Below are 26,629 nucleotides of genomic sequence, written 5' to 3' on the forward strand. Positions count from 1 at the left end.
GGAGGATCCCGATTCGCCGTGAGGATCTCGAGTCGGCGGAAATCTCAGCTCAGCAAATCCAGCGACCTCTCCCGCATCTCGACCTTTCGGACCTTCCCGGTGACGGTCATCGGGAATTCGTCGACGACGTGGACGTACCGCGGAATCTTGTAGTGCGCGAGCTTCCCCTCACTGAAGGCTCGAATCCCCGAGGCGTCCAACGGTTCCGCACCCTCGCGCATCCGAATCCACACCATGAGTTCTTCGCCGTACTTGACGTCGGGAACCCCGATCACCTGGGCGTCGAGGATGTCGGGGTGGGTGTACAGGAACTCTTCGATCTCCCTGGGGTAGATGTTCTCCCCGCCGCGAATCACCATGTCCTTGATGCGGCCGGTGATGGATACGTAGCCGTCCGAATCCATGATCCCGATGTCGCCGGTGTGCATCCATCCGGCCGCGTCGATCGCCTCGGCGGTCTTCTGCGGCTGCTCCCAGTAGCCGAGCATCACCGAGTACCCGCGGGTGCACAGCTCCCCTGCCTCGCCGCGTGGCACGGTCAGCCCGTCGACGGGATCGACGATCTTGACCTCGAGGTGCGGTCCGACGGCTCCGACCGTCGACACGCGCTGGTCGATGGTGTCGTCGCTGCGGGTCTGCAAGGACACCGGTGACGTCTCGGTCATGCCGTAGCAGATCGACACCTCGGCCATGCCCATTCGTTCGATGACCTGCTTCATGACTTCGGTCGGGCACGGCGAGCCCGCCATGATGCCCGTCCGCAGCGACGACAGATCGTACGAATCGAATTCGGGCAAAGCGAGTTCGGCGATGAACATCGTCGGTACCCCGTACAGCGACGTGCACTTCTCCTGGGCGACGGCCTTCAGCGCCGCTGCCGGATCGAACGCCTGGCCCGGAATGACCATGGCCGCACCGTGACTCGTACACGCAAGATTGCCCATCACCATCCCGAAGCAGTGGTAGAACGGCACGGGAATGCACACGCGATCGACCTCGGTGTAGTGGCACAGTTCGCCGACGAAGAATCCGTTGTTCAAGATGTTGTGGTGACTGAGCGTCGCACCCTTCGGGAAACCCGTTGTGCCCGAGGTGTACTGAATGTTGATCGGATCGTCGGCGCTCAACAGCTTCTGCGCATCGGCCACGAGCGACGGGTTCTCCGAGAGCGCCTTGTGCCCGCGATCGGTCATCAATTCCCACGGGAAACTGCCGACGAAGACGGCCTCGCGTAGATCGGGGCAGTCCGTCCGCGCTTCCTCGATCATCGCCGCGTAGTCCGCGCCCTTGAATTCGGGCGCAGAAAGCAGAAGCGACACCCCTGCCTGCTTCAGTACGAACTGCAGCTCGTGCGTCCGGTAGGCCGGATTGATGTTGACGAGGATCGCACCGATCTTGGCGGTTGCATACTGCGCGAGCACCCATTCGGGGCAGTTCGGTGCCCATATCCCGACCCGGTCGCCCTTCACGACGCCTTTGACCAGCAGGCCGGCAGCCAAGATCTCGACGTCGGCCAGGAACTCGGAGTACGTCCACCTCCGGTTCGTGGCGACGTCCACGAGAGCGTCGCGGCCGGAGTGTCGGGCAGCAGTTCGATCGAGGTCGGCACCGATGGTGTCGCCCAGCATCGGTATGGACGACACCCCGGAGGAGTAGCTGAGAGTTTCCATTTCACCAACGATAGTGACGCCCGTCACTACCTACCACCCCCGAACGGGGCTACTCCGAGATCACCTTCACGTCGAGGTTCTCGAGCGCGTCGGCCCTGGATGTGTCCTTCAGCGCGACACCCGACCTACCCAACTTTCGGGCGCCCGCGATCAAGCTCGCGACGATCTTCGCGGACTGCTCGTAGCCGAGGCCTTCCGGTGGGTGGATGTTCGAGATGCAGTTGCGATCGGCGTCCGACTTGCCCGGGGCAGGCAGATGCGTCAGATAAATTCCGAGACTGTCGGCGACGGACAGCCCTGGCCTCTCCCCGATCAACACGAGCACCGTCCGCACCCCCATCGCCTCGGCGATGTGGTCGCCCAGCGCGACGCGCGCCTCGGTCGCAATGACCGGCGGCGCAATCGAATACGCGCCGGACAGTTCGCTCACGAGGGCGCGAAGCATCTGCGTACCGTGATCCATCAGTGCGCGCGGAGACAAGCCGTCGCTCAGAACGACACCCACGTCGAATTCGCCTGCCGAGATCGCGCTCAGATCCTTCGGCTGCCGCCCGAGATCCGGCCGTCGCAGATATTCGGCCCTGGACTCCGCACGCGACGTCACGGCGACAGGCTTTCCGACGCCGACCGCCTCGACCTCGGCCGCGAACGCCTCCACGTCCAACGGCATGTGGACCGCGTCGCGCGCCGCAGCGTGCGCCGACCTGAACTCGAGCACTCGTGACGTCGGAAGCGCATCGCCGGTGCGCCCCAACCCGATTCGGGCCTGTGTGGTCAGCCGCAAGCCGTCCCAGAATTCGTCGTCCCGCCGTTCGACACCGCTCATCGCGAGCTCGTCAGTGCTCGGAGCGGCGACCCGGCTGCATCGATGTCCAGGAGCCGACCTGTTCCGTCGACCATGCCCAACCGGTCGAGCCACGCAGCGAACTCGGGAGCAGGCTTCAGCCCCAACACCTGTCGCACATAGAGCACATCGTGGAAGCTCAGGCTCTGGTAGCCGAGCATGACGTCGTCGGCACCCGGCACTGCGATGACGAACGCAACCCCGGCTGCTCCCAACAGCGTCAGCAAGGAGTCCATGTCGTCCTGATCGGCTTCGGCGTGGTTGGTGTAGCAGACGTCGACGCCCATCGGCAGTCCGAGTAGCTTGCCGCAGAAATGATCTTCGAGCCCAGCGCGGACGATCTGCTTTCCGTCGTACAGGTATTCGGGACCGATGAACCCGACGACGGTGTTGACCAGGAGCGGCGAGAGATCGCGACAGACGGCGTACGCGCGCGCCTCCAGCGTCTGTTGATCGACAGGTCTGCCGTCCATGCCCACGTGAGCACCCGCGCTCAGCGCCGAACCCTGCCCGGTCTCCAAGTACATGACATTGTTTCCGACGGTTCCGCGGTGCAACGATCGGCCCGCCTCGTTGGCCTCCCGCAGCAGCGAGACATGCACGCCGAAACCGGAATTGGCCCCCTCGGTGCCGGCGACGGACTGGAACACCAGATCGACGGGTGCGCCCTTCTCGATCAGTTCCATCGTCGTCGTCACGTGGGACAGCACGCAGGACTGTGTCGGGATCTCGAAGCGCTGACGGATCTCGTCGAGCAAGTGCAGCAGGTCCGACGTCGCGTGCGGCGAGTCGGTCGCGGGGTTGATTCCGATGACGGCGTCACCGGATCCGAGCAACAGCCCATCGAGCGTCGCTGCGGCAATGCCTTTCGGATCGTCCGTCGGGTGGTTGGGCTGCAGCCGCGTCGCCAGTGTTCCCGACAAGCCGACCGTCGTACGAAAGGCAGACGTGACCTCCGTCGCCCTGGCGACGGCGATCAGATCCTGATTGCGCATGATCTTGCTGACGGCCGCAACCATTTCCGGTGACAGCCCCGATGCGATCGATGTCAGAACTCGCACCGAGTCCTCCCGCGCGGCCGCGTCGAGCAACCAGTCTCGAAGACCGCCCACGGTGAGATGCGAGATCGTCCCGAATGCGACGCGGTCGTGCGAGTCGATGATGAGCCGGGTGACTTCGTCCGTCTCGTACGGGACGAGGAGGTCGTGCAGGAAGGTATCGAGCGAGACATCCGCCAGCGCCCATTGCGCCGCGGCACGCTCGGCGTCGGACTGTGCCGCGCATCCGGCGAGTTCGTCCCCGGATCGCTGCGGAGTGGCCTTGGCCATCAAGTCGACGAGGCCGTCGAACTGGTAGGTGGTGCCGGATACCTGATGCCTGTAGGTGGTCATTCGAGCTCGGCTTCGGCCCGGGCAAGGGCGGCGAATTCTTCGTCGGGAGAGTTCGCGACGAGATGGTGCCTGCTGTAGATGCCGAAGTAGAGCATGAACGCGGCGAACACGCCGAGGCACCAGAGCGCGGCCGTGCTGTCGACGAGGAACGTCGCGACGACGGCCAGTGCAGCGACGACGAGCGCGAAGCCGGTGGTGACGACGCCACCGGGCGTCCTGTACGGACGCTCCATGGCCGGCTCCTTACGACGCAGCACGATGTGGCTGACCATCATCAGAACGTAACTCAGCGCGGCCCCGAACACTGCCATGTTGAGCAACATCGCACCCTGGCCGGTGAGCGAGAGCAGGAAGCCGATGACGCCGGGCACGATCAGCGCGAGCGTCGGAGCCTTTCGAGAGTTGGTGACCGACAACGTCTTCGGAAGGTAGCCGGCTCGCGACAGTGCGAACAGCTGACGGGAGTACGCGTACATGATCGAGAAGAAGCTGGCGATCAGACCGGCGAGCCCGATGTAGTTGACGACCTTGGCGGCCGAGTTGTCACCGAGCGCCTCGACGAGCGGATTGCCCGATGACTGCATCGCCTCGGCCCCGCCTGCGCCGGTCACCAGGAACAACACGCCGGCCCCGGTCACGAGGAGCACCCCCATGGCCGCGATGATGCCGCGCGGCACGTTCTTCGACGGGTCCTTGGCTTCTTCGGCGGCGAGTGGAACACCCTCGATGGCCAGGAAGAACCAGATCGCGAACGGCACCGCCGCCCAGATGCCCAGGTAGCCGAACGGGAGGAAGCTCGACGCCCCTGCGGCATCCGTCGGCGCGATGTCGGTGAGGTTCGACGCGTCGAACTGTCCCAGTGCCGACACGGCGAACACCACGAGACCGACGAGTGCGATCGCGGTGATGACGAACATGATCTTGAGCGCTTCGCCCGCACCAGCCAGATGGATGCCGATGAAGATCGCGTACACCGCCAGGTACACCCACCATCCGTCGGTGATACCGAAGAGTCCGAGCGACTCCACGTAGGCGCCGATGAAGGTGGCGATGGCCGCGGGCGCGATGGCGTACTCGATGAGAATGGCTGTGCCCGTCGCGAATCCGCCCCACGGGCCGAGCGCGCGGCGGGCGAAGGTGTAACCGCCACCTGCCGCGGGGAGCGCCGACGACATCTCCGCCATGCCCAGCACCATCGCCAGGTACATCCCGGCGATCAGGATTCCGGCGATCAGCAGACCACCGAACCCGCCCTGTTCGAGCCCGAAATTCCAGCCCGAATAGTCACCGGAGACGACGTAGCTGACGCCGAGCCCTGCGAGAAGAATCCAGCCCGCGGTGCCCTTCTTCAACTGCCGTTTGGCGAGGTAATCCCCGCCCTCGACGTGGGACTCGGTCCCGTCGTGGTGAGCGCCTGACGGTTCGGCGACGGACATGGGTGGCCTTCTTTCATCGAATGCGCTTCTCGCTGCAGCGAAGATAGGCCGACGCTGTAAGCGGGGCGTCATCAACAGATGACGGCTGTATTACGTGCGGTGCGAGACGGTTCCGGTGTCGCCCTCGTCCGGATCGGACACGGTGAACACCGCGTCGACGACGGCTACGTTGGACTCGAGACGGCTCTCCAATCGACGGAGCACATGGGCGATCGAGGATTCGACGGCGTCACCGACAAGGTCGACGCTGGCAACGACGAAAATCTGTTTCGGACCGACGAATTCGATGCGGACGAAACGAACCGACGCCACCTCGGGGAACTTCTCGATGCCACTCACCACCGCGTCCCATAATGCGCCGGGCCCGGGTTCTCCGGTGAGGAATCGACGATTTCGATCGATGAGAACGATCGCGACGACGCCGAGAAGCACACCGACGGCGATCGACCCGAGCGCGTCCCACACGGCGGAGCCGGTGAGCTGATGCAGTCCGATACCCGCTGCAGCGATGACCAGACCGATCAGCGCGGCGGCATCTTCGGCGAACACCGCACGCAGTGTGGGGTCGGACGTCTCCAGCGCGTAGTCGAGGAAGTCCGTCTCGTACGCGTTCGCCTCCCCGCGAATCTGCTTGACGGACTGCAGGAACGAGATTCCTTCGAGGACGAACGCGACTGCGAGCACCACGTAGTTGATCGTGTAGTTCTCGGCGGACGACTCGCCGCCGAGGAGCGAGGTGATTCCGTGCCACACCGACACCGCCGAGCCCGCCACGAACAGCCCGATGGCGGCGAGCAGTGACCAGACGTACGCTTCGCGGCCGTAGCCGAGGGGCCGACGGCGGTCGGGACCGCGTGACCCGCGCTTGTTCGCGACGAGCAGGAATATCTCGTTGCCGGTGTCGGCCCACGAGTGAGCCGCTTCGGCAACCATCGAAGCCGACCCGGTCACGACGGCCGCAACGGATTTGGCGACGGCGACGCCGAGATTGGCACCGAATGCGACGACGACCGTACGGAGGCTCTCGCCACCGGGAGCGTCCGAAGGTGTGGAACTTTTCACCGGATCGACTCTAGGCGCCTTCGGCGCACGTGCGTGGGAATGTACAGTGCTGCCGGGTCGTTCCGCAGGCTCCGCTCCCGCCGGGTATACATTTCCACGCACGTGCAGCGAAGCTGCCTAACCCTGCAACATCCCTGGCACCGGACAGGCGTCCACTGCCTCGGCGACGACGATGACGTCGTCCGGCACCGGCGGCCTGCGGCCCTCTTCCCAATCGACTCCGACGAACGGAGTCTCGTCCTTCAGCACGTCCCACTCGTCCTGCGTGAACGCGCGGCCGCGACTCAGGAACCGAAGTCCCTCCGGAGTTTCCAGCGAGAACCCCGAACCGCGACCCGGGACGACGTCGAGCACCATCTGAGTGTGCTTCCAGGCTTCGAACTGCGAGCCCGAAATCCACACCGGAACCGCGTCGCCGCCCTCGGGAAGGTCGGTCGGGATGTCGCCGACGTTCAGACGAAGGTCCAACAGCCCCAGCAGGACATCCCGGTCACCGACGATGAATTCGTCTGCGGGATAACACATCGGCGACGACCCGTCGCAGCATCCACCGCTCTGATGCATCATCAGCGCGCCGTGGTTACCGCCGAGGCGACGGAGAAGCTCCATCGCCCCGGCGGTTGCTCTGAGCCGGGCCGGGGGCCGGCTTGCGGCAGGCATCAGAAGAAGCCCTGAGCCTTCTGGGCGTAGCTGACCAGGAGGTTCTTCGTCTGCTGGTAGTGGTCGAGCATCATCTTGTGGTTCTCACGTCCGATGCCGGACTGCTTGTAACCACCGAAGGCCGCGTGTGCCGGGTACTGGTGGTACGTGTTCGTCCAGACACGGCCGGCCTTGATGTCGCGGCCCGCGCGGTACGCGACGCCACCGTCGCGCGACCAGACACCTGCACCGAGACCGTAGAGGGTGTCGTTGGCGATGGAGATGGCGTCGTCGTAGTCCTTGAAGGACGTGACGGAGACGACCGGTCCGAAGATCTCTTCCTGGAAGATGCGCATGTCGTTCTTGCCGGTGAAGATCGTCGGCTGCACGTAGTAGCCGCCGTTCAGGTCACCGCCGAGCTGTGCGCGTTCGCCGCCGGTGACGACCTGCGCGCCTTCGCCCTTGCCGATCTCGATGTACGACAGAATCTTCTCGAGCTGATCGTTCGACGCCTGCGCACCGATCATCGTCTCGGTGTCGAGCGGATTGCCCTGTCGCACAGCCTTCGTGCGGATCGCAGCCAGTGCGAGGAACTCGTCGTAGATGTCGGCCTGGATGAGCGAGCGCGACGGGCACGTGCACACCTCGCCCTGGTTCAGCGCGAACATCGTGAAGCCCTCGAGAGCCTTGTCCTGGTAGTCGTCGTCGGACGACAGGACGTCGGAGAAGAAGACGTTGGGGCTCTTGCCGCCGAGTTCGAGGGTGACCGGGATCAAGTTCTGCGACGCGTACTGCATGATGAGGCGTCCCGTGGTCGTCTCACCGGTGAACGCGATCTTGGCGATGCGCGGGCTCGACGCGAGCGGCTTGCCCGCTTCGGTGCCGAATCCGTTGACCACGTTGACGACTCCGGCAGGAAGAAGGTCACCGATGATCGAGATGAGATGAAGAATCGATGCCGGGGTCTGCTCGGCAGGCTTCAGCACGACGGCGTTGCCTGCCGCCAGTGCGGGAGCGAGCTTCCAGACGGCCATCAGGATCGGGAAGTTCCACGGAATGATCTGTCCGACGACGCCGAGCGGCTCGTGGAAGTGATAGGCGACGGTGTCGTCGTCGATCTCCGACAGCGAACCTTCCTGCGCGCGAATGCATCCGGCGAAGTAGCGGAAGTGGTCGATCGCCAGCGGAATGTCGGCGTTGAGGGTTTCACGGATCGGCTTGCCGTTGTCCCAGGACTCCGCGAGTGCGATGGACTCGAGGTTCTCGGCCATGCGGTCGGCGATCTTGTTGAGGAGCACTGCGCGCTCGGCGGCGGAGGTCTTGCCCCAGGCGGGTGCTGCGGCGTGCGCGGCGTCGAGCGCGAGCTCGATGTCCTCGGACGTGGAGCGGGCTACCTCGCAGAAGTTCTCACCGGTGACGGGAGTCGGGTTCTCGAAGTACTGGCCCTTGACGGGCGGGACCCACTCGCCGCCGATCCAGTTGTCGTAGCGCGGCTGGAAGGACATGACTGAATCTGCGGTACCTGGGCGGGCATAGACGGACATCTAGTGACTCCTTCGTCGTTCATCAACTGATGTGATTCAGAACACTAGAGTCTGCAACGTTGCAACTACGTTGCTGCACTGCGTGCAGAAAGAAACTACATGCCGAGCTGGCGATCCAGATGGTCGATACGTGCGCTGACCTGGCCGTACAACGCGGAATCGGTGCTCAGCGTCGCCCGGTAGGCCTCCCACGCGACGAGGTCGCTCCTGCCGTGGATCGACGACGTCCATTGCGCCAGCAACATCGGATCGCCGACGCGCAGTAATGCGGCCTGGACCCGCGATCGCAGCTCGTCGCGAATTTCCTCGATCCCGGGCGACACCGATCCGGGCAGCACCGGGCCGGCATAGATACGCAACGCTGCTTCCACGTCGCCGCGATCGAGCGCCCGACGAACGTCGTCGACGTCGGACGTCAGCGCACCCACCAGCCGGTAGGGTCGCGACGCCAGGCCGGAGGAGCCGAACGTCTTGCGCAGGCGCGACATCTCGGCCCTGATGGTCACCGAGTCGAGTTCCTGCTCGTCGAGCAGCACCGCGAGATGATCGGAACTGAGCCCTTCGGGATGATCCGCCAGCAGCAGCAGAATTTCGGCGTGACGCTGCGACAATGCGGTGCGACCACTGCCCCGGACCAGTCCCGGCCTGCCCGAACCGAGCACTTCGAGACGAGGAGCGGTCTCGCCCAACGACTTCGGCGAGTTCATCAGATGCACGCGGAGCTCGGACTCGGCCGCGGCGACGGTCGCACGAATCAACGAGAGAACCTCGGGGACTGCGACGCGCGGCCCTCCGGTGATGTCGATGGCGCCGAGGATGTGCCCGCTCGTCGGGTGATGCACGGGGGCGGCCGAACAACTCCAGTCGTGCACGGTACGAGTGAAGTGCTCGGCGGCGAAGATCTGCACACAATGGTCGACGGCGAGCGCGGTTCCCGGCGCGTTGGTGCCCTTGCTCTCCTCGCTCCAATCCGCCCCTTCGGCGAAGTTCATCGTCTGTGCACGGTCTTTCGCGGACGTGTCACCTTCGACCCACAGGAGGCGGCCCTCCGCGTCGGAGATCGCCACGAGCAGACCGGTATCGGCGGCATCCTCGACGAGGAGTTTGCGAATGACGGGCCGAATGATCGACATGGGGTGGCCGTTGCGATACCGCTCCAATTCGACACCCGTCAGCACCGGGGCCTCGTCGCGACCGTTGGGGTCGACTCCCTTGGTACGACTCCGCATCCAGGAATCGAGGACGACGGATCGGACGGAATCCCCTGCAGGCCATTCGTGCTCGACGAAAGACCGATGAGCGGTCGACATCTTGCGAGCCAGGACATCGACGTCGTCACCGGGGCGAACTGCTACCCACGGGTTGCCCTGTCCTGCCACTCTTCCTGTCATCTACGTAGTCCCTTTTCAGACGCGTTCACACCACTGTAACGCAGCTCACACACGCAGGTACAGCCGCACACCCCCAGAGGGAGGTGCAGCGCTACGGTCACTGCTGCCGACCGTAGCCGATAATCGACGGACGCTCGTTCAGCCCAGGTCCTCGGCGATGTCGCGCGCTGCGCGTTCGGCCAGCATGATCACGGTCGCGTGCGGACCACGCGTGGGCACGACCGGGAACGACGACGTATCGACGACGTCGAGACCGTCGACACCTCGGACACGGCATCGGTCGTCGAGTACCGCGTCCGGGCCGCCCATCGCGCAACTTCCCGACAGGTGCAGAGCCGTGCCGAGTCGGCCGAGCAACCTGTCGCCGGCTACCTCGAGCTTCGTAGCGACAGCGGCCATCGGCGCCGTCGACAACAACGCGTCGACGACGTCGAGACCTGCGTGCAGCGCCGCACGGTCCGCCGCCGAGTCCAGATACCGATAGCGCACGAACGGCGAGTCCAGCGGATCGGCCGAGCGCAGCGTGATGTCCCCCCGACTGTCGGCCCGCATCAATCCGATTCCGATCATGGGATCCACCGGGCCGATGCCCGCGATCATGTATCCGAACGACGCTGTGTACGGCCGGATTTCGAGGTCGCCGACGTGCAGAACCACCTCGATCGGTGACGAGGGTCGAAAGGGTACCGAACTACGGTAGTAGACACCGATTTCGGGATGATCGGAAAAACCTCGACCCACTCGGGGATGGTCGAGAAGAACGTCGATTCCCCAGTGCCGCAACGAATCCGCTGGGCCGACTCCGGACAACATCAACAACTGCGGTGTTCGCACCGCACCTGCGCACAGGACGACGCGGCTCGCTCGCATGTCGGTTGTCACGCCGCGACGGAGGATACGAACTCCGCATGCTTTGTCGCCGTCGAACAGTATCTTCAGAACGGTCGATTCCGTGAGAACCTCGAGATTGGGACGACTCAGACGCGGGATCAGGTAGCTCGCAGCAGCATTCATGCGCATTCCGCGAAAGACGTTGAGCGGAACCGGCCCTGTTCCTCCAACCGGACTTGGATCGTTCTTGTCCGGGTCGGCCGGGAACCCGAGCGACTCGCTCGCGTCGACGAACGCGGCAGTAACGCCACTCCACTCCTTCGGCGCTGTTCTCCACACCGGGATGGGCCCGCTGCTGCCGTGGCGGTCACTCGCGTAATCGTGATCGGTCTCCGACGCCGTGAAGTACGGCAGTACGTTCTCGTACGACCATCTGGACGGCCAGTGCAGAAAGTCGTCCGGCCGGGCCCGGATGAAGTACGCGCCGTTCACGGCCCCCGATCCACCGAGCACTCGGCCGCGCGAGATCTCACGCTCGACGCCGGGAGCGAGCTCTGCCGGGTAGGACGACGTCCACGGACTGCCAGGTCCGACCGGCAGAACATGGGCGTCGGCGATGTCCGGTGGGTAGTCCTGGACGCGGGAGACGCCCTGCCCGGCCTCGACGACGACAACCCTGCAGTCCGGGTTCTCACTGAGCCGAGACGCCACCACCGAACCGGACGAGCCGCCACCGACGACGATCACATCCGCGTCGACGACGTCCGATCGGCCGACGGCGGGACCGCTCACGAATCCATACGAGGCGTCAACGCGCCGAAGCTCCGAGATTCGACGGCACCTCGCCAGAGTCCAGCACCGTACGCGACGTCGTCCATGCGCTTGAAGAACGCGTAACGGATCGGGTCGAGTCCGCCGAGCTCACGGTGCTTGTACCAATCGGCGACGGCTTCTGCCACCGCCAGCCCGAGCGCGATCTTGCGAATTCGACTGGACAGCAACACCGCCAGCAGAGTGATCGGCCAATAATGTCGGCACAGCGCCGATGCCAATTGCCACAGGCCCGCGACGAAACCTTCGGTCGCGAGGATGGCCGCGATGCGAGTCGGCTGGTCGAGTCCGACGAACATCTTGCGCAAGCGTCCGATGGTGACGGCCAGCGTGGCGAGTGCACCGATCACCCCGATCTTGGTCAGGCTGGCCGCCAGCAGGCACGCGACGAGCGTCCACGGGGACATCGCGATCGGAGGCACCATGCCGGGATGACGGTCGGCGAGTGGGCTGGCACCGGTGCCGTAGAACAGCTTGCGTCCGAACCAGCGGCCGAACGTCACACGATGGTCGTGCGCCACGTTGGCGACGGGCTCGTACCGCAGGCGCCACCCGGCCTCCTGCAGTCGCCAGCACAGATCGACGTCCTCGGCGACGTGCATCGACTCGTCGAAGCCGTTGCATTCCTCGGCGACGCGGCGGCGAATCAACATCGCTGCGCTCGGCACGTAGGAGACCGAGCTCCCCGCCTGCACCGCTGCCTCCCGACGCCCCAGATCCAGGGACGACCGGGCGTGTTCGTACCGGGCGAGCGCGTTGCCCTCCGGTTCGAGTGCCACGATGCGCGGCGCGACCAGAGCGACCGCCGGATCGGAGAAGTGCCCGAGCATCACTTCGAGCCAGCCCTTGCGCGGAACGACGTCGGAATCGAGGAACGCGACAAAATCGGTTGTGGCGCTGCGTAACCCCGTGTTGCGCGCCGCTGCCGGCCCGCGTGAGGTCTCGTGCCGCAGAACCGTGACCCCGCCGACGCTCCACTCCATCGCGGGAGGCTTCACCGGCACGTCCGATCCGTCGTCGACGACGATGACGTTCAGGCCGTGCAGCGCAGGCAGCAATCGTCCGAGGCCGGCTGCGTTGTTCTTCAGCGGCACCACGACGGTGACATCGCGGGGCGACGGGATCGACATCGGACGCGGATTCGCCACGCCCGAATCGAGCAGCTTCCGCGCGACGAGAGCGGACTGTGAATCGGTGACCTCGAGAAAACCGTCGCCGATCATCGCGGCGGCCGTGGGCGCCAACTTCAGCATGCGTGTGGGGGATCCCCCGATCAGAACGCGACCGTCCGAGTATGTGCGTACGCGCGGATCGACGCGCACCCCGAAACCATCAGGCAACCGACCTTGACCCATTTGGTGATCGTAAGCGGACACGGGACGAAAGTGTCATCCACGGCCCGAAAAAGTCACTAACATACCGTGCGCCTGTTTTCGTCCTGGGCTTTCGGCCGTTTCACTACACCAACATCCCCGTAGCCGACGGCATCCAGCGCGCCGTCGCCACCGTCGCACGACGGACCATGTCGTCCAGGAAGGACGCCCCCTCCTCCGCCGTGGCGCGACGCGGATCGCCGAGCACACCGTTCTCCGACACCGCGCGCGTTCCGCCCTCCCGTAGCCGCGGAAGCAGGTCGGGGAGGGCTTCGACGTTTCCGACCTCGACGCGTTCCATGTCGACGACTTCGGGTGAAAGATGCAGCAGCAGCGAGGTTTCGGTGTGTCCGGCATGGGCGTCGGCGCCGGGGACGGCACACGGCACCCAGGCGACGTCGCGTCCCTCGTACCGCAGCAGAGTGGTGGCGTCGACCAAGGTGGGGACGTTGCCACCGTGTCCGTTGACGAACAGCACGCGGGGCGCCCACCGACACGCCGACCTCCCGTACTCGACGAGCAGAGTCCGCAGCGCGTCGGCGCCGATCGACACCGTGCCCGGGAAACCTTCGTGCTCGCCGCTGGCGCCGTAGCCGATGGCGGGTGCCAGGGACGCGTCGGGCAACCGGGAGGCCACGGCGACGGCGATGCGCGTGTCCGTGTCCAGCGGCAGGTGCGGCCCGTGCTGTTCGAACGCCCCCACCGGAACGACGACCGTCGACACGCCACCGACGTGCTGCCACCCCACGTCGGCCAGTGGTGTCGGGTGCGTCATTCGCCCGATGCTAGTGCAGCGCACTTTTCACATGAACGAAACATCGACCGGTTAGCGTTCTCACCCGAGGATCTTCGAAGGGAGCGACGTGCCACCTCGTCGAAGATCCGTGCTTCTCGATCGATTGAACATCTCTGCCCCCGGAAGCCGGCAACACGCAATTCTCGACGAGCTGCGACGCGTCATTCTTTCCGGCGACGCACCGCCCACGACCCCGATTCCATTGAACGACGTCGCGGATATGTTCGGCGTCAGTCCCATTCCTGTTCGGGAGTCGCTCAAAACACTGATCGGTGAAGGATTGGTGGATCACCGGCCCAATCTCGGATACACCGTCGCGCAATTGACGTCCGCGGAATTATGCGAAATGTACATCGTGCGGGAAGTCCTGGAAAGCGCCGCGCTCGCGACTGCTGTCGAGTTGGCCACCGACGACGACCGTGAGCGCGCGATCATCGCGAACAAGGTTCTGGAACAAGCGATCACAGCTGACGACCCACGCGAGTATCACCGTCGGAGTCGTGAATTCCACATGGCGCTGACGCGGCCGTCACGCATGAAAAGACTTCTCCACATACTCGAAGCGGCCTGGAACATCACCGAGCCTGTTCAGCCGATGGTGCACGTCGCCGGTTCGGATCGCGTGACACTGCATTCCGATCATCGACAGATGCTCGATGCATTTCTCGACCGCGACGCAGCTGCTCTGTCGACTATCGCGCAATATCATCACGGACGTTTGAACACGGTCATTTCTTCCATTCCCGCGGATACCGGTCTGCTCGCAGATCCCACCACGGATTGAGCGGCCCGAAAGATATATTCCTGCCGTCACGCGGACGCAACACGTGCTCGCTACCTTTTGTCGCAGGTTCGCTCCATCGTCGTGGTCGAGCCTTCGCCATGCATTTCGTCCGCATGGAGCCCATCGCCCATCAGGAGCATCGATGACAAATTCAGTGCACGGACCAGGCACTTCGCCGGTAGGTGACGTGGTCGAAGCAGCGGGCCACCCGGTCGGCGGAGGCCTGATCAAGGACTCGTACGACCCACGGCTGACCAACGAGGATCTCGCCCCGCTGAAGAAGCAGTCGTGGACCTCGTACAACCTGTTCGCGTTCTGGATGTCCGACGTGCATTCGGTCGGCGGATACGTCACGGCGGGAAGCTTGTTCGCTCTCGGACTGGCGAGCTGGCAGGTCCTCGTCGCGCTCCTCGTCGGCATCACGATCGTCTACTTCTTCTGCAATCTCGTCGCCAAGCCCAGCCAGGCTGCGGGCGTTCCCTACCCGGTCATCTGCCGCGTGTCGTTCGGCGTACTCGGCGCCAACATCCCAGCCATCATCCGTGGCCTCATCGCCGTCGCGTGGTACGGCATCCAGACGTTCCTCGCGTCGGCTGCTCTCGACATCGTGCTCATCAAACTGTTCCCGGGGCTGGCGCCGTACGCCGTGACCGCCGATTACGGATTCGCCGGTCTTTCTGCGCTCGGGTGGGCCAGTTTCTTGTTCCTGTGGGTGCTGCAGGCCGCGGTGTTCTGGCGCGGCATGGAGTCGATTCGCAGGTTCATCGACTTCTGCGGTCCGGCCGTCTACGTCGTCATGTTCCTACTGTGCGGATACCTGATCTGGAAAGCCGGTTGGGGCGCAATCGATCTGAACCTCGGCGAGGTCGAGTACACGGGCTTCAGCTCGGTTCCGGTCATGCTCGGGGCGATCGCCCTCGTCGTGTCGTACTTCTCCGGTCCGATGCTCAACTTCGGTGACTTCTCCCGCTACGGGAAGTCCTACGGTGCCGTCAAGAAAGGCAATTTTCTCGGACTTCCCCTCAACTTCCTCGTGTTCTCGATTCTGGTCGTCGTCACGGCGTCGCTGACTCTTCCTGTCTTCGGTGAGCTCATCACCGATCCGGTCGAGACCGTGGCCCGGATCGACAGCACGTTCGCCATCGTGCTCGGCGCGCTGACGTTCACGATCGCCACCATCGGTATCAACATCGTCGCCAACTTCATCTCACCCGCGTTCGACTTCTCGAACGTCAGCCCGCAACGCATCAGCTGGCGTGCAGGCGGCATGATCGCCGCCGTCGGCTCGGTCCTCATCACGCCGTGGAACCTGTACAACAATCCGGAGGTCATTCACCTGACACTCGAAACGCTCGGTGCGTTCATCGGCCCGCTGTTCGGCGTTCTCATCGCCGACTACTACCTGGTCCGCAAGCAGAAGGTCGTCGTCGATGATCTGTTCACGATGTCACCGGCCGGAAAGTACTGGTACTCCAAGGGATACAACCCGGCTGCGGTGTACGCCACCGTCGTCGGCGCCCTGGCCGCGATGTTCCCCGTGTTGTTCAACGGCGCGATCGACGGCATGGAGATCGCTGGCATGGCCACCGCGTCGAAGTACAGCTGGTTCATCGGATGCGGCATCGGATTCGGCCTGTACTTCCTGCTCGCCACCAAGACGAAGCTCGCAGTGACGAACCACCTCGACGACACAGCGAAGGTCTAGGAATTTCAAGTGCTGATCAAGGTCGTCAACCCGAACACCACATGGTCGATGACCGCGTTGATCGGTCAGTGTGCCCGGGCCGTCTCGAGCCCGGGCACACTGATCGACGCGGTCAGTCCGACGATGGGGCCTGCGTCCATCGAGTCTCACATCGACGAAGCCCTCTGTGTGCCCGGCATTCTCGAACAGATTGCTCTCGGCGAGGAACAGGGTGCCGACGGCTACGTCATCGCGTGCTTCGGAGACCCGGGTCTCGACGCGGCACGTGAAGCCGCGTCCGGTCCGGTCGTCGGAATCGCCGAGGCCGCCATGCACGCGGCAACCTTCCTCGGCCGCGGCTTTTCTGTCGTCACCACAGTGGGGCGGACGACCGGACGAGCATGGGATCTCGCGGAGAATTACGGTTTCGCGCGGCAGTGCCGGGGCGTTCACGCCTGCGAGATTCCGGTTCTCGAGCTCGAAACCGATCCCGACGCTCGCACGATCATCACCGAAGCCTGCCGGCGCGCGGCACTGCAGGACGGCAGCGACGCCATCGTCCTGGGCTGCGCAGGCATGGCCGATCTGCGCGCACACATCGAGAGGGAAATCGGTAGGCCCGTCGTCGACGGCGTGGCCGCGGCGACGACGACGGTGCAATCGCTCGTCACGATGGGACTGCGCACCGCGAGTGCGGCTCCGTCGCACGTGCGCGAAAATACATAGCCCGCTATACATTTCCGCGCACATGCGCGAAGCGCCTATCGTCAAAGAATGAACGAGTTGATCTCACGGGCGCGCAGTCTCGCCGAACGACCCGGCCGGACGGTCCTGGGGATCACCGGGCCACCCGGTGCAGGCAAATCGACGGTCGCAGACGCTATCGTCGACCAGCTCGGCCGCGGTCTCGCAGTGGTCGTTCCGATGGACGGATTCCATCTGGCGCAATCGGAACTTCTACGGCTGGGCCGCTCGGCTCGCAAGGGCGCTGCCGACACGTTCGACGACGCCGGCTATGCCCATCTGCTCGAACGTCTCGCCGAGCAGACGACGGGAGTGATCTACGCACCGCACTTCGACCGAACTCTGGAAGAACCCGTCGCGGGCAGCATCCCGGTCACGGCCGACGTTCCGCTCGTCGTCACCGAGGGCAACTACCTACTGCTCGACGACGGAAGCTGGCCTCGGGCTCGCGCCGCCATGACCGAGATCTGGTACATCGATCTCGACGACGACGAGCGGCGTCGACGACTCGTGCAGCGGCACACCATGTTCGGGAAAAGCGAGGACGACGCTCACGCGTGGGTGCACGGGACCGACGAGGCCAATGCACGCCTCGTCGCGTCCACGGCGTCTCGCGCAGACCGGCGGTTCCGCCACCCGTGAGCAGAAATGTACAGCCCTCTATGTATTCGCGCGCACGGGCGGCGAAGCCGCCATCACGACATCCGATCGCGTGAGCTCGTGCACCGACGACCGCCCCAGCCCGAGCACCGCGGAATCGAGCCCCCCTCGCAGGATGTCGAGAACGTTCTCCACTCCCGCCTGACCGTTCGCCGCCAGACCCCACAGATACGCACGACCGATCAACACCGCACGGGCACCGAGAGCGAGCGCCTTCGCCACATCGCTTCCGCGACGAACCCCGCCGTCCAAGGTGATCTCGACCTGATCGCCGACGGCGTCGACGATGGCAGGCAACAGTCGTATCGATGCCGGGGTGCCGTCCAGGTTGTTCCCGCCGTGATTGGACACCGACAGGGCGTCGCATCCGATATTCACTGCGCGGTGGGCATCGTCGACGCGCGAGATGCCCTTCAGCATGAACGGCCCACCCCACAGCTCGCGTAGCCAGGCGAGGTCGTCCCAGCTCGGGAGCGGCGTGGCCATCCAGTCGCGGTACGCGCCGAAGAACGTCGGCGCCGAACCGTCGCGCCCCGCGATGTTCGGTGCAGTCAGGTCCGGAATGCCACCCGATTTCACGAACTGCCACAACCACTTCGGACGCGACAGCCCCTCCGGCGCGAAACGGATCATCGTCCTCGCATCGACCTTCTCCGGTATCGACGGTGAACCCCAGTCGCGCCCCTCGGAGAACGACCAGTCCATCGTCAGGATCAAGCCCACCGCTCCCGCATGACGGGCACGTTCGACGAGACGCCCCATGACGTCTCGGGATCCGACCCAGTGCAGCTGGAAGAACGTCTGCGGGTTCGCCTCGACGACTTCTTCCATGGGCTTGCTCGCGAACAGCGACAGACCCATCGAAACTCCGCCCGACGCAGCGGCCCGCGCGACGGCGACCTCACCGTCCGGGTGCACGGCCTGCACACCCGTCGGCGAGATCATGACGGGAAACGAAAGCGGTTGTCCCATCAGGGTTGTCGACAACTCACGCGTATCGGACAACCCGGCGACGCGAGGGGCGAAGCCGAGTTCGTCGAACGCTGCCGTGTTGTCCCCTACCGTGATTCCACGCTCCGAGCCTGCCCGCAGCGCCGCGTAGACGGACTTCGGCAGGCGCTTCTCGGCCCGCCGCTGCGCCTCCGCCACGGTCTCGAACCACACGCTGTTGCTCAGACTCCGAGCCTCCGATCGAAACCGAGCGGCATCACGACATCGGACGGCGACAGATCGTGCACCGACGAGTGACCGAGACCGAGAACAGCGGAATCGACGCCGCCACGCAGGATGTCGAGCACGTTCTCGACACCCGCCTGCCCGTTCGCGGACAGACCCCACAGGTAGGCGCGTCCGATCAGGACGGCACGAGCGCCGAGTGCGAGTGCCTTCACCACATCGCTGCCACGTCGGACACCGCCGTCGAGCGTGATCTCGATCTGATCGCCGACGGCCTCGGCGATGGCAGGCAGAGCTCGGATCGGCGCCGGGGTGCCGTCGAGGTTGTTACCGCCGTGGTTCGACACCGAGATGGCGGTGCAGCCGGCGTCGACGGCCTTCTTCGCGTCGTCGACACGCATGACGCCCTTGAGCATGAACGGTCCGCCCCACTGCTCGCGCAGCCAGGCGACGTCGTCCCACGTCGGGAGCGGGGTACCCATCCATTCGCCGTATGCACCGAAGAACGTGGGCGCGACGCCGCCCTCCGGCGGAGTCAGGTTGGGGGTCGTGAGATCCGGAATCTTGCCCGTCTTGGCGAACTCCCACAGCCACTTCGGGCGCGTGATGCCCTCGGGCGCGAACTGGACCATCGCTTTCAGATCCATCTTCTCCGGGATCGACGGTGAGCCCCAGTCGCGGCCGTTGGAGAACGACCAGTCGAGCGTCATGATCAACCCGACCGCGCCCGCCGCACGTGCACGCTCCATCCGTTGCAGCAGCACCTCCCGCGAGCCCACCCAGTACATCTGGAAGAACGTCTGAGGGTTGGCTGCGGCGACTTCCTCGACGGATTTGCTCGCGAACGACGACAGGCCGATCGGAATTCCGCGTGCAGCCGCGGCCCTGGCGACAGCGACCTCCCCGTCCGGGTGCACGGCCTGCACACCCGTCGGCGAAATCATGACCGGGAACGAGAGTGGTTGTCCCATGACCGTTGTCGCGAGATCACGCTTGTCGGACAGGCCCGCGACATGCGGCGCGAATCCGAGTTCGCCGAACGCGGCGGTGTTGTCGTCGACGGTGATGCCACGTTCCGAGCCCGCCACCAGAGCGGAATACACGGACTTGGGCAGACGCTTCTTGGCGCGCCGCTGCGCTTCGGCAACGGTCTCGAACCACGCACTCTTGGCCATAGCTGATTGCTTCCTATTCCATTCCTGCGAGCGGGTTTTCGTCGCAGATCTTGGCCGGCGGCCGCATCATCAACGTGAGCGGCACCGACTTGCGGGGTGTCTTTCGGTTTCCGGAACGGGAATGGTCGACGCTCGACTTGGGGATCTCCCCCGCCGCAGCCAACGCCAATTCGCCGTTGCCGATCACGCATTCGGGATCCGGACCGTCCATGGGCAGGCCGGTGAAGAACTTCGCTGCCATGCAGCCGCCGCGGCACGCGTCGAAATGCGAGCACTTGGTGCACGCGCCCGAAGTCTGCGGCGACCGCAATTCCTGGAACAATTCCGATGTCTGCCAGACGGATTGGAATCCGCCCATACCGTCTTTCGCGTCGCGGACGATGTTGCCGGCAAGGAACTGCTCGTGGATGGCGAACGGGCAGGCGTAGACATCACCGATCGGGTCGATCAGGCAGACCACGCGCCCCGCACCGCACAGATTGAGACCGGGAAGGGCGTCACCGAACGCGGACAGGTGGAAGAACGAATCGCCGGTCAGCACGCCCTCGCCGTTGGCGACGAGCCAGTTGTAGAGCTCGCGCTGCTGAGCGGACGTGGGGTGCAGGTCGTCCCACACATCGGCGCCGCGCCCCGAGGGACGCAGGCGCGTGATGCGCAGCGTCGCACCGTACTTGTCGGCGAGAGCTTTGAACTCGTCGAGCTGGCTGACGTTGTGACGGGTGACGACGACGGAAATCTTCGCGTCCTTGAAGCCTGCTTCACGCAGGTTTTCCAATGCGCGGCAGGCCATGTCGAACGAACCGGGACCGCGAACGGCGTCGTTGACCTCGGCAGTCGCACCGTCGATGGAGATCTGCACATCGACGTAGTCGGACGCCGCGAGACGTGCGGCGACCTCCTTGTTGATCTTCACGCCGTTGGTGGAGAACTTGACTCCCACCTGGTGCGCGGTGGCGTAGTCGACCAGCTCCCAGAAGTCCGAACGCACGGTCGGCTCGCCGCCACCGATGTTGACGTAGAACACCTGCATCTTCTGCAGTTCGTCGATGATCGACTTGCACTGCTCGGTGCTGAGCTCACGCGGATCGCGGCGACCCGACGAGGACAGGCAGTGCACGCACGACAGATTGCAGGCGTACGTCAATTCCCAGGTCAGGCAAATGGGGGCGTCGAGGCCGAGTTCGAACTGATCGACCAGGCGACCGACGGCGGGCGGCTGAGACGGCCGCTCCAACATGGAGGTCATTTTGCTGTCCTCTTCGAAGTTGAGGGGTTACTGCGGAAGGGCTGTTTTCCGTAGCAGGCTCTATCGGGGGTCGTTGGGGGCGGAGTCCCCAACTGTTGCGATCATGTGAGAATCCGCCAGCGTCGCAAGCGCTTTCACGTAGGGCGCGCGGCCTGACTCGGGGATCCCGGCGGCTTCGATCGCGCTGCGCATGTTCGGGTGCTGCGGGAAGGACTCGATGATCGCTACGATCGTGCGATTCTTGAGGAAGGAGAGCTTACGTGTCCCGAAGTGGTAGAGCAGCGCCCCGAAAGATTCGGGACGCAGCGCCACCTGCGGGTGAAGAGCCCACCGAGCATCGAGGTCCACGGCTTGGAGTGCCTTCACGGGTGCCGACATGTCAGTACACGCCGCACATTCCGTCGATGGAAACCTCTTCCACCAGCGACTCTTCGACGAGATCGGACTCGATCACGCCGGTGCTGACGACATCGGTTTTCGGGTTCTGGGACATCGGTACCTCCATCGGAGAGAATCATCGGGTGGGTCACAGTCGGCAGTGACAGTGACTTGGTTCACCACCATAATGGCATCGAGTGCACAAAGACAGCGATACGGGAGAAAAAGAGTGGGCAGACAGGCGAAACCGTCCAGCCGGGTAGGCCGTCGCCCATCCACGACGCGAGGGCAGATCAGCGACATCGGCATCTCGCTCTTCACCACACGAGGTTTCGACGAGACCAGCGTCGACGAGATCGCCGACGCCGCGGGCATCGCGCGTCGTACGTTCTTTCGGTATTTCCCTTCCAAGAACGCGGTTCCGTGGGGCGATTTCGACGAACAACTCACCGCGCTGCGCACTCTGCTCGCCCAGCTGCCGTCGGACATCTCCCTCGCCGACGGCATCCGTTCGGCCCTGTTGCAGTTCAACACCTTTCCCGACGACGAGAAACCCGTACACAGGCAGCGCATGGCTCTGATCCTGCGCAATTCGGCATTACAGGGCTATTCGATGCTGATGTACGAGGATTGGCGCGGAGTCATCGCCGAATACGTAGCTGCACGGACGGATTCGTCCCCGGAGAATCATTTCCCGCGAACCGTTGGCTGGATGGTGCTCGGTGTGGCAATGTCTGCGTACGAGCAATGGCTCACCGACGAACAACTCGACCTCGCCGATCTCCTGTCCGACGGCATGACCGCCCTCTGTTCGGGGCTCGGCCCTCTGGCGGTGGGCGAGACTGCAGGAACGACCCAGTGAGAAAAGAACAGATATGACCGAACTCGACGCACTCGCCCCAGGAACACCGCGGTTGTGGACCCACGAGAACACGACGGTGCAGTGGTCGGAATCGATTCCCGTCGGAGCTCTCGAACTCCGAAACACGGCGAACGAGGTCGTCGTCCGCCACGGCCTGACGTCGGCGCACATCGGCGAGCGGCTGGTCTCCCGAATCACCGACTTCGGTTTGTCGCAACGCGAATTCGAGCTCGTGATGGTGGGGCTGGTGCGATCGACCGTCGACGACCCCGTTGCGGCGTGGGCCACGTACTACCGCAATTCGCTCGACGAACTACTGTCGGGCACCGCCGACTTCGCGCCCGTGCACCGACGCGCCGAAGCACTGGTGACGGGGTCGGTTCTCGACCTCGGATCGTGCTTCGGATTCTTCCCACTACGGCTCGCGCTGCGAGGCCGGCATGTCACGGCAACGGATCTGTCCGCAGGAACCATGCGGTTGCTCGCCACGGTGGCACCCCACCTGGGCGCCACACTCGACGTCATCACGTGCGACGCTGCCGGGATCCCGGTGCCCGACAAGAGTTCCGACACCGTGACAGCATTGCATCTGCTCGAGCACGTCGACGACGGCACGGGTGCGCGCATTCTGGGCGAGGCCATTCGTATCGCGCGTGAGCGAGTGATCGTCGCGGTTCCGTTCGAGGAAGAAGCGACGGCCTGTCACGGCCATATCCGAACGTTCGACGTCGACGCACTGCGCTTCATCGGCGAGCAGAGCGGCCTTCCGTTCGAGGTCGATGAATTCCACGGCGGCTGGTTGGTTCTCGACACCAGCCGCGTCGGAGTCGGCGTCTAGATCAATCCCTGTTTGCTCGCGGCGTAGACCGCTTCGGCCCGGCGACTGACACCGAGCTTGCGCATGATGTTGCTGACGTGAAATTTCACGGTCGTCGCCGAGATGAAGAGCGTCGTCCCGATCTTGTTGTTGGACAGTCCTGTTGCCAACAGACGCAGCACTTCCAGTTCGCGATCGGTCAACCGTTCGGCGGCTGCGCCCTGACCGTTGAGCGATCGAACGACCGCTGAGGCGCTGCGCGAGTCGAATGCACTCTCGCCGCGCGATACCGCACGCACCGCGCGAATCAGCTCGGTCGTGTCGACGTCCTTGACGACGTACCCGCGGGCTCCGGCGTGGACTGCCTCGACGACGAGACGGTCGTCGAGAAATGTCGTCAATACCAGTAACCCGATCCCGGGATGAGCGCTCGACAGTTGCGCGCAGAGCGCGAGTCCCTCGTAGTCGGAACTGGCGGACAGCTTGAGGTCCATGAGAACGATGTCGGGCTTCACCCGCTCGACGACGGCGAGTCCCTCGCCACGCGACGACGCCTCACCGACGACCGTCAGATCGGTCTCGCGCTCGAGGACGGATTTCAGCCCGTCCCGAAGGATCGCGTGGTCGTCGACCAGCACGATGCGAATTACAGCGGTTGTCACGGTCATGACTGCTCACTCTCCCTCGGACGGGATGCGCACCGATATGCGCACTCCCCCGATGCGTGCCTTGCGGATCTCGAACGAGCCGCCGTGTTCTCGCGCCCGCGCAGCCATGTTGGCGAGCCCGCGATGACGACCGTCGACGTCGCCCGTCTCGGCCATGCGCCACATGAGGCGAAGGTGCGACGGGTCGCCTGCACCGTCGTCGGCGATGGAGAGCTGCACATGTCGTTCGCGGTACGCGAGGCGCAGTATCGCGCGGCTGGCCTTGGCGTGAACTGCGGTGTTGAACAATGCTTCTCCGGCGATGCGCAGCAGATCGTGCTCGCATGCGCTGCTCAGTTCCACGGGCGTTCCTTCGACGCGGAGCGAGACCTTCAGCTCGTCCGGCATGTGCACTATCGACAGCTGCTCGAGCATTTCCGGCAGCGACGTTCGGTCCGCGTCCTGTGCGTGATTCAGCGCGTAGATGGCCGACCGAAACTGTTCGACGGCTCGGCGCGTCAGTTCTTTTGCAACGTCGAGACGCTCCATACGTTCGTCGGCCGGAATGTCGTTGCGGCACAGGTCGATCTGCATTCCAGCCGACAACACGGCCTGCGTGACGCTGTCGTGCAGTTCGCGCGCGATGCGATGCCTCTCCTCGTCGAGCACCTGATGTCGATGCGCGGCACCGAGTTGTCGTTGCGTCGCTTCGAGTTCCGCGTTGCGGACAGCGAGGTCCGCCGCAGTCCGATGTGCCTCCGCGTACGCGTTCTCGGTGCGCTCGAGCAGAATGCGTCTGCTCTGATACAGCGCGGAGTTCTGCAGCGCGACGGCCGTCTGGCTCGCCAGAATGCTGAGGACCGCCGAGTCGGTCGCGTCGAGAACCCGATGTTTCGGCGTCCACGCCGCGAACGCCCCGACGACACCTCCGTCGAGCGCGATGGGCACGAATGCGTGGTGAGCGGCGATGACGGGACTTCGGCCGTCGCCGATCGTGGCGAGCCGAATCGCGTCGAGGCATTCGACGACGTCGCCCGGCAACGGCGGACCTTCGACGTTGTCGACCAGGAACGGCGTCGCGTCCGGACCGAGCACGAGTCTGCGTGGTCCGGCGTCCGGTAGGGCGCCGTCGGCGAGCGCGAAGACCACCCACTGAGCGCTCAGATGTGCACGAGCCGCCTCGGCGACGGCACAGATCAACGTCTCGGGGCCGTCGACCGTCCGCACGAGAGCACGCGAGATCAACTCCAACGCATGGACGACGCGCTCGAGGCGCTCGGCCGCGCCGCGATACTGGGGATAGAACGTGGCCTTGCCCGACCGCAGACCGGTCAGGAGGGACAGATCCGGTTGCGACGCCGTCACAGCGCGGTCCTGAACAGATCGACCATCTCTCGATGGGTCGCAGACCGCGGATTGGTCGACATGCATGCGTCGCGCAGCGCGTTGGTGGCGAGCACGTCGATGTCGGCGTCGCTGACGCCGATGTCCCTCAGTCCCTGGGGAACTCCGACCTGTCGAGCCAGTCGTTCGACCCGTTCCGCGACGGCAAGTGCGGCCTCCTCCGCGGATCCACGCGCCTCGGCGAGGCCCAGACTCGTCGCGACCGCGACGTAGGGCATCGGGTCGTGCGCAGCGTTGAATCGGATGACGTGTGGCAGCAGCACACCGTTGATGACGCCGTGTGGCAGGTCCAGCAGCCCACCGACCTGATGGCTCATCGCATGCGTCGCACCGAGGATCGCGTTCGTGAACGCAAGGCCTGCTTCCAGAGCGGCCTGCGCCATCGACGTCCGCGCAGCGAGGTCGGACGGGTCGGTCATCGTGTGCGCCAGGTGCGACGTCACCATCGTCACCGCACGCAGCGCATGGTGGTCGGTGAGTTGATTGTGCCCCAGCGACACGAACGCTTCGATTCCGTGCGTCAACGCGTCGAGACCCGTTGCGGCGTTGAGCCATTCGGGCATCGTCGTCAACAGTCTCGGATCGATGACGGTGATGTCGGGAACCAGCGCACGCCCGAGGATGGTGATCTTCGTCGATCGTGTGGTGTCGGTGACGATACAGAACTGCGAGACGTCCGCACCGGTTCCCGACGTCGTCGGCACCATGACGAGCGGGGGAATCGGTCGCGTCGCCTGGTCGACCCCCTCGAAATCGAGAATCGACCCACCGTTTCCGGCCAGGATCGCAATTCCTTTGGCTGCATCCATGACCGAGCCGCCGCCGATCGCGACGAGTACGTCGCATCCGGATTCCTGGTAGACGACGTGGCCGGCTTCGATCTCGACGTCCTTGGGATTGGGCGTCAGGTCGCTCCAGACCGTCGGCGCCAGCCCTTCCTCGATCAGCAGCGAGGTCAGGTGCGCGACCCACCCCGCTTCGATGAGACCGCCGTCGGACACCACCATCGGGCGGCGGGCCCCGAGTCGCAGCGCGGCGTGCGCGACCTCGCCGAGCGAGTTCTGACCGAAGACGATCTCGGGCGCGTGGAACTTCAGTACGCGCGGCGCCTCGATCGCGTTTCGATGCGAATGCAGATCGGCTAGCGCCCGACCCGTCGCGGCCGTCTCGATCATGTGCCTACTCGCCTCTGCTGTGCCTGCCGCTCGTGGTGCCGCGATCCGTGTGATTCACGTTACAACCCT

At 64.7% G+C, this 26,629-nt stretch carries 25 protein-coding genes; 6 read left to right on the top strand and 19 right to left on the bottom strand.

The window, feature by feature from the left end; all coding sequences use genetic code 11:
• Positions 1-44 precede the first annotated feature (44 nt).
• From DK926_RS06630 to mftE, 11 genes are all read right to left on the bottom strand, one after another.
• The gene (locus DK926_RS06630) at positions 45-1,670 is read right to left on the bottom strand and encodes an AMP-binding protein (protein ID WP_207890762.1); all 1,626 of its coding nucleotides are present in this window, start codon (positions 1,668-1,670) and stop codon (positions 45-47) included.
• Positions 1,671-1,719: 49 nt separating this feature from the next.
• The gene (gene eutC, locus DK926_RS06635) at positions 1,720-2,496 is read right to left on the bottom strand and encodes an ethanolamine ammonia-lyase subunit EutC (protein ID WP_114329762.1); all 777 of its coding nucleotides are present in this window, start codon (positions 2,494-2,496) and stop codon (positions 1,720-1,722) included.
• A complete protein-coding gene (locus DK926_RS06640) occupies positions 2,493-3,905 on the bottom strand; it encodes an ethanolamine ammonia-lyase subunit EutB (RefSeq protein WP_114329763.1) in 1,413 nt (470 codons plus the stop codon). The genes eutC and DK926_RS06640 overlap by 4 nt, the downstream gene beginning before the upstream one ends.
• The gene (gene eat, locus DK926_RS06645) at positions 3,902-5,341 is read right to left on the bottom strand and encodes an ethanolamine permease (RefSeq protein WP_114329764.1); all 1,440 of its coding nucleotides are present in this window, start codon (positions 5,339-5,341) and stop codon (positions 3,902-3,904) included. The genes DK926_RS06640 and eat overlap by 4 nt, the downstream gene beginning before the upstream one ends.
• A gap of 90 nt (positions 5,342-5,431) precedes the next feature.
• Positions 5,432-6,403: a cation diffusion facilitator family transporter gene (locus tag DK926_RS06650; RefSeq protein ID WP_114329765.1), complete on the bottom strand. Its 972-nt coding sequence runs from the start codon at positions 6,401-6,403 to the stop codon at positions 5,432-5,434.
• 117 nt (positions 6,404-6,520) lie between these two features.
• The gene (locus tag DK926_RS06655; RefSeq protein WP_174551508.1) at positions 6,521-7,063 is read right to left on the bottom strand and encodes a DUF779 domain-containing protein; all 543 of its coding nucleotides are present in this window, start codon (positions 7,061-7,063) and stop codon (positions 6,521-6,523) included.
• Positions 7,063-8,586: an aldehyde dehydrogenase gene (adh, locus tag DK926_RS06660; protein ID WP_068432382.1), complete on the bottom strand. Its 1,524-nt coding sequence runs from the start codon at positions 8,584-8,586 to the stop codon at positions 7,063-7,065. Before adh ends, DK926_RS06655 begins: the two co-directional genes overlap by 1 nt.
• Positions 8,587-8,681: 95 nt before the next feature.
• Positions 8,682-9,977, bottom strand: a complete 1,296-nt coding sequence (locus tag DK926_RS06665; RefSeq protein WP_114329766.1) for a transcriptional regulator — start codon at positions 9,975-9,977, stop codon at positions 8,682-8,684.
• Positions 9,978-10,115: 138 nt separating this feature from the next.
• Entirely contained in the window at positions 10,116-11,600 is a 1,485-nt protein-coding gene (gene mftG / locus DK926_RS06670) for a mycofactocin system GMC family oxidoreductase MftG (RefSeq protein WP_114329767.1), read from the bottom strand.
• Positions 11,597-12,994 carry a mycofactocin biosynthesis glycosyltransferase MftF gene (gene mftF, locus DK926_RS06675; protein ID WP_114329768.1) on the bottom strand — a complete coding sequence of 466 codons (1,398 nt, stop codon included), beginning with the start codon at positions 12,992-12,994 and terminating at the stop codon, positions 11,597-11,599. The genes mftG and mftF overlap by 4 nt, the downstream gene beginning before the upstream one ends.
• Before the next feature lie 103 nt (positions 12,995-13,097).
• Positions 13,098-13,787 (bottom strand): mycofactocin biosynthesis peptidyl-dipeptidase MftE, encoded by a 690-nt coding sequence (gene mftE, locus DK926_RS06680; RefSeq protein ID WP_114329769.1) that lies wholly within the window; start codon positions 13,785-13,787, stop codon positions 13,098-13,100.
• 88 nt (positions 13,788-13,875) lie between these two features.
• On the opposite strand from mftE, the gene DK926_RS06685 reads away from it, so the two are divergent.
• From DK926_RS06685 to DK926_RS06700, 4 genes are all read left to right on the top strand, one after another.
• The gene (locus DK926_RS06685; RefSeq protein WP_114329770.1) at positions 13,876-14,592 is read left to right on the top strand and encodes a GntR family transcriptional regulator; all 717 of its coding nucleotides are present in this window, start codon (positions 13,876-13,878) and stop codon (positions 14,590-14,592) included.
• 142 nt (positions 14,593-14,734) lie between these two features.
• Positions 14,735-16,297 carry an NCS1 family nucleobase:cation symporter-1 gene (locus DK926_RS06690; RefSeq protein WP_114329771.1) on the top strand — a complete coding sequence of 521 codons (1,563 nt, stop codon included), beginning with the start codon at positions 14,735-14,737 and terminating at the stop codon, positions 16,295-16,297.
• A gap of 9 nt (positions 16,298-16,306) precedes the next feature.
• Positions 16,307-17,002, top strand: a complete 696-nt coding sequence (locus DK926_RS06695; RefSeq protein WP_114329772.1) for an aspartate/glutamate racemase family protein — start codon at positions 16,307-16,309, stop codon at positions 17,000-17,002.
• Between the two features lie 6 nt (positions 17,003-17,008).
• Positions 17,009-17,662 (top strand): nucleoside/nucleotide kinase family protein, encoded by a 654-nt coding sequence (locus tag DK926_RS06700; protein ID WP_279387065.1) that lies wholly within the window; start codon positions 17,009-17,011, stop codon positions 17,660-17,662.
• Between the two features lie 18 nt (positions 17,663-17,680).
• Here DK926_RS06700 and mftD (DK926_RS06705) read toward each other — a convergent pair whose 3' ends face one another.
• From mftD (DK926_RS06705) to mftA, 5 genes are read right to left on the bottom strand one after another with little or no spacing between them, the layout of a single operon-like run.
• On the bottom strand, positions 17,681-18,856 hold the full coding sequence (mftD, locus tag DK926_RS06705; RefSeq protein ID WP_114329894.1) for a pre-mycofactocin synthase MftD: 1,176 nt from the start codon (positions 18,854-18,856) through the stop codon (positions 17,681-17,683).
• Positions 18,853-20,031: a pre-mycofactocin synthase MftD gene (gene mftD / locus DK926_RS06710; protein ID WP_114329774.1), complete on the bottom strand. Its 1,179-nt coding sequence runs from the start codon at positions 20,029-20,031 to the stop codon at positions 18,853-18,855. Before mftD (DK926_RS06710) ends, mftD (DK926_RS06705) begins: the two co-directional genes overlap by 4 nt.
• A 13-nt stretch (positions 20,032-20,044) precedes the next feature.
• Positions 20,045-21,277, bottom strand: a complete 1,233-nt coding sequence (gene mftC / locus DK926_RS06715; protein ID WP_068432415.1) for a mycofactocin radical SAM maturase — start codon at positions 21,275-21,277, stop codon at positions 20,045-20,047.
• 60 nt (positions 21,278-21,337) lie between these two features.
• The gene (gene mftB, locus DK926_RS06720) at positions 21,338-21,655 is read right to left on the bottom strand and encodes a mycofactocin biosynthesis chaperone MftB (RefSeq protein WP_114329775.1); all 318 of its coding nucleotides are present in this window, start codon (positions 21,653-21,655) and stop codon (positions 21,338-21,340) included.
• Position 21,656: 1 nt separating this feature from the next.
• On the bottom strand, positions 21,657-21,770 hold the full coding sequence (gene mftA, locus DK926_RS06725) for a mycofactocin precursor MftA (protein WP_068432484.1): 114 nt from the start codon (positions 21,768-21,770) through the stop codon (positions 21,657-21,659).
• 114 nt (positions 21,771-21,884) lie between these two features.
• Between mftA and mftR the strand changes: the two genes are divergently transcribed.
• A complete protein-coding gene (gene mftR, locus DK926_RS06730) occupies positions 21,885-22,517 on the top strand; it encodes a mycofactocin system transcriptional regulator (protein ID WP_207890763.1) in 633 nt (210 codons plus the stop codon).
• Between the two features lie 13 nt (positions 22,518-22,530).
• On the top strand, positions 22,531-23,355 hold the full coding sequence (mftM, locus tag DK926_RS06735) for a mycofactocin oligosaccharide methyltransferase MftM (RefSeq protein WP_114329777.1): 825 nt from the start codon (positions 22,531-22,533) through the stop codon (positions 23,353-23,355).
• Here the strand turns inward: mftM and DK926_RS06740 are convergent.
• The 3 genes from DK926_RS06740 to DK926_RS06750 are packed head-to-tail and all read right to left on the bottom strand — an operon-like array spanning position 23,352 to position 26,560.
• Positions 23,352-24,002 (bottom strand): response regulator transcription factor, encoded by a 651-nt coding sequence (locus DK926_RS06740; protein ID WP_068432423.1) that lies wholly within the window; start codon positions 24,000-24,002, stop codon positions 23,352-23,354. The two genes, mftM and DK926_RS06740, sit on opposite strands and share 4 nt — an antisense overlap.
• Positions 24,003-24,008: 6 nt before the next feature.
• A complete protein-coding gene (locus DK926_RS06745) occupies positions 24,009-25,346 on the bottom strand; it encodes a histidine kinase (RefSeq protein ID WP_114329778.1) in 1,338 nt (445 codons plus the stop codon).
• Positions 25,343-26,560, bottom strand: a complete 1,218-nt coding sequence (locus tag DK926_RS06750) for an iron-containing alcohol dehydrogenase (RefSeq protein WP_114329779.1) — start codon at positions 26,558-26,560, stop codon at positions 25,343-25,345. Before DK926_RS06750 ends, DK926_RS06745 begins: the two co-directional genes overlap by 4 nt.
• Between the last annotated feature and the right edge of the window lie 69 nt (positions 26,561-26,629).

The sequence above is a fragment of the Rhodococcus sp. Eu-32 genome (assembly GCF_003336925.1).
Classification (GTDB): Bacteria; Actinomycetota; Actinomycetes; order Mycobacteriales; family Mycobacteriaceae; genus Rhodococcoides; species Rhodococcoides kyotonensis_B.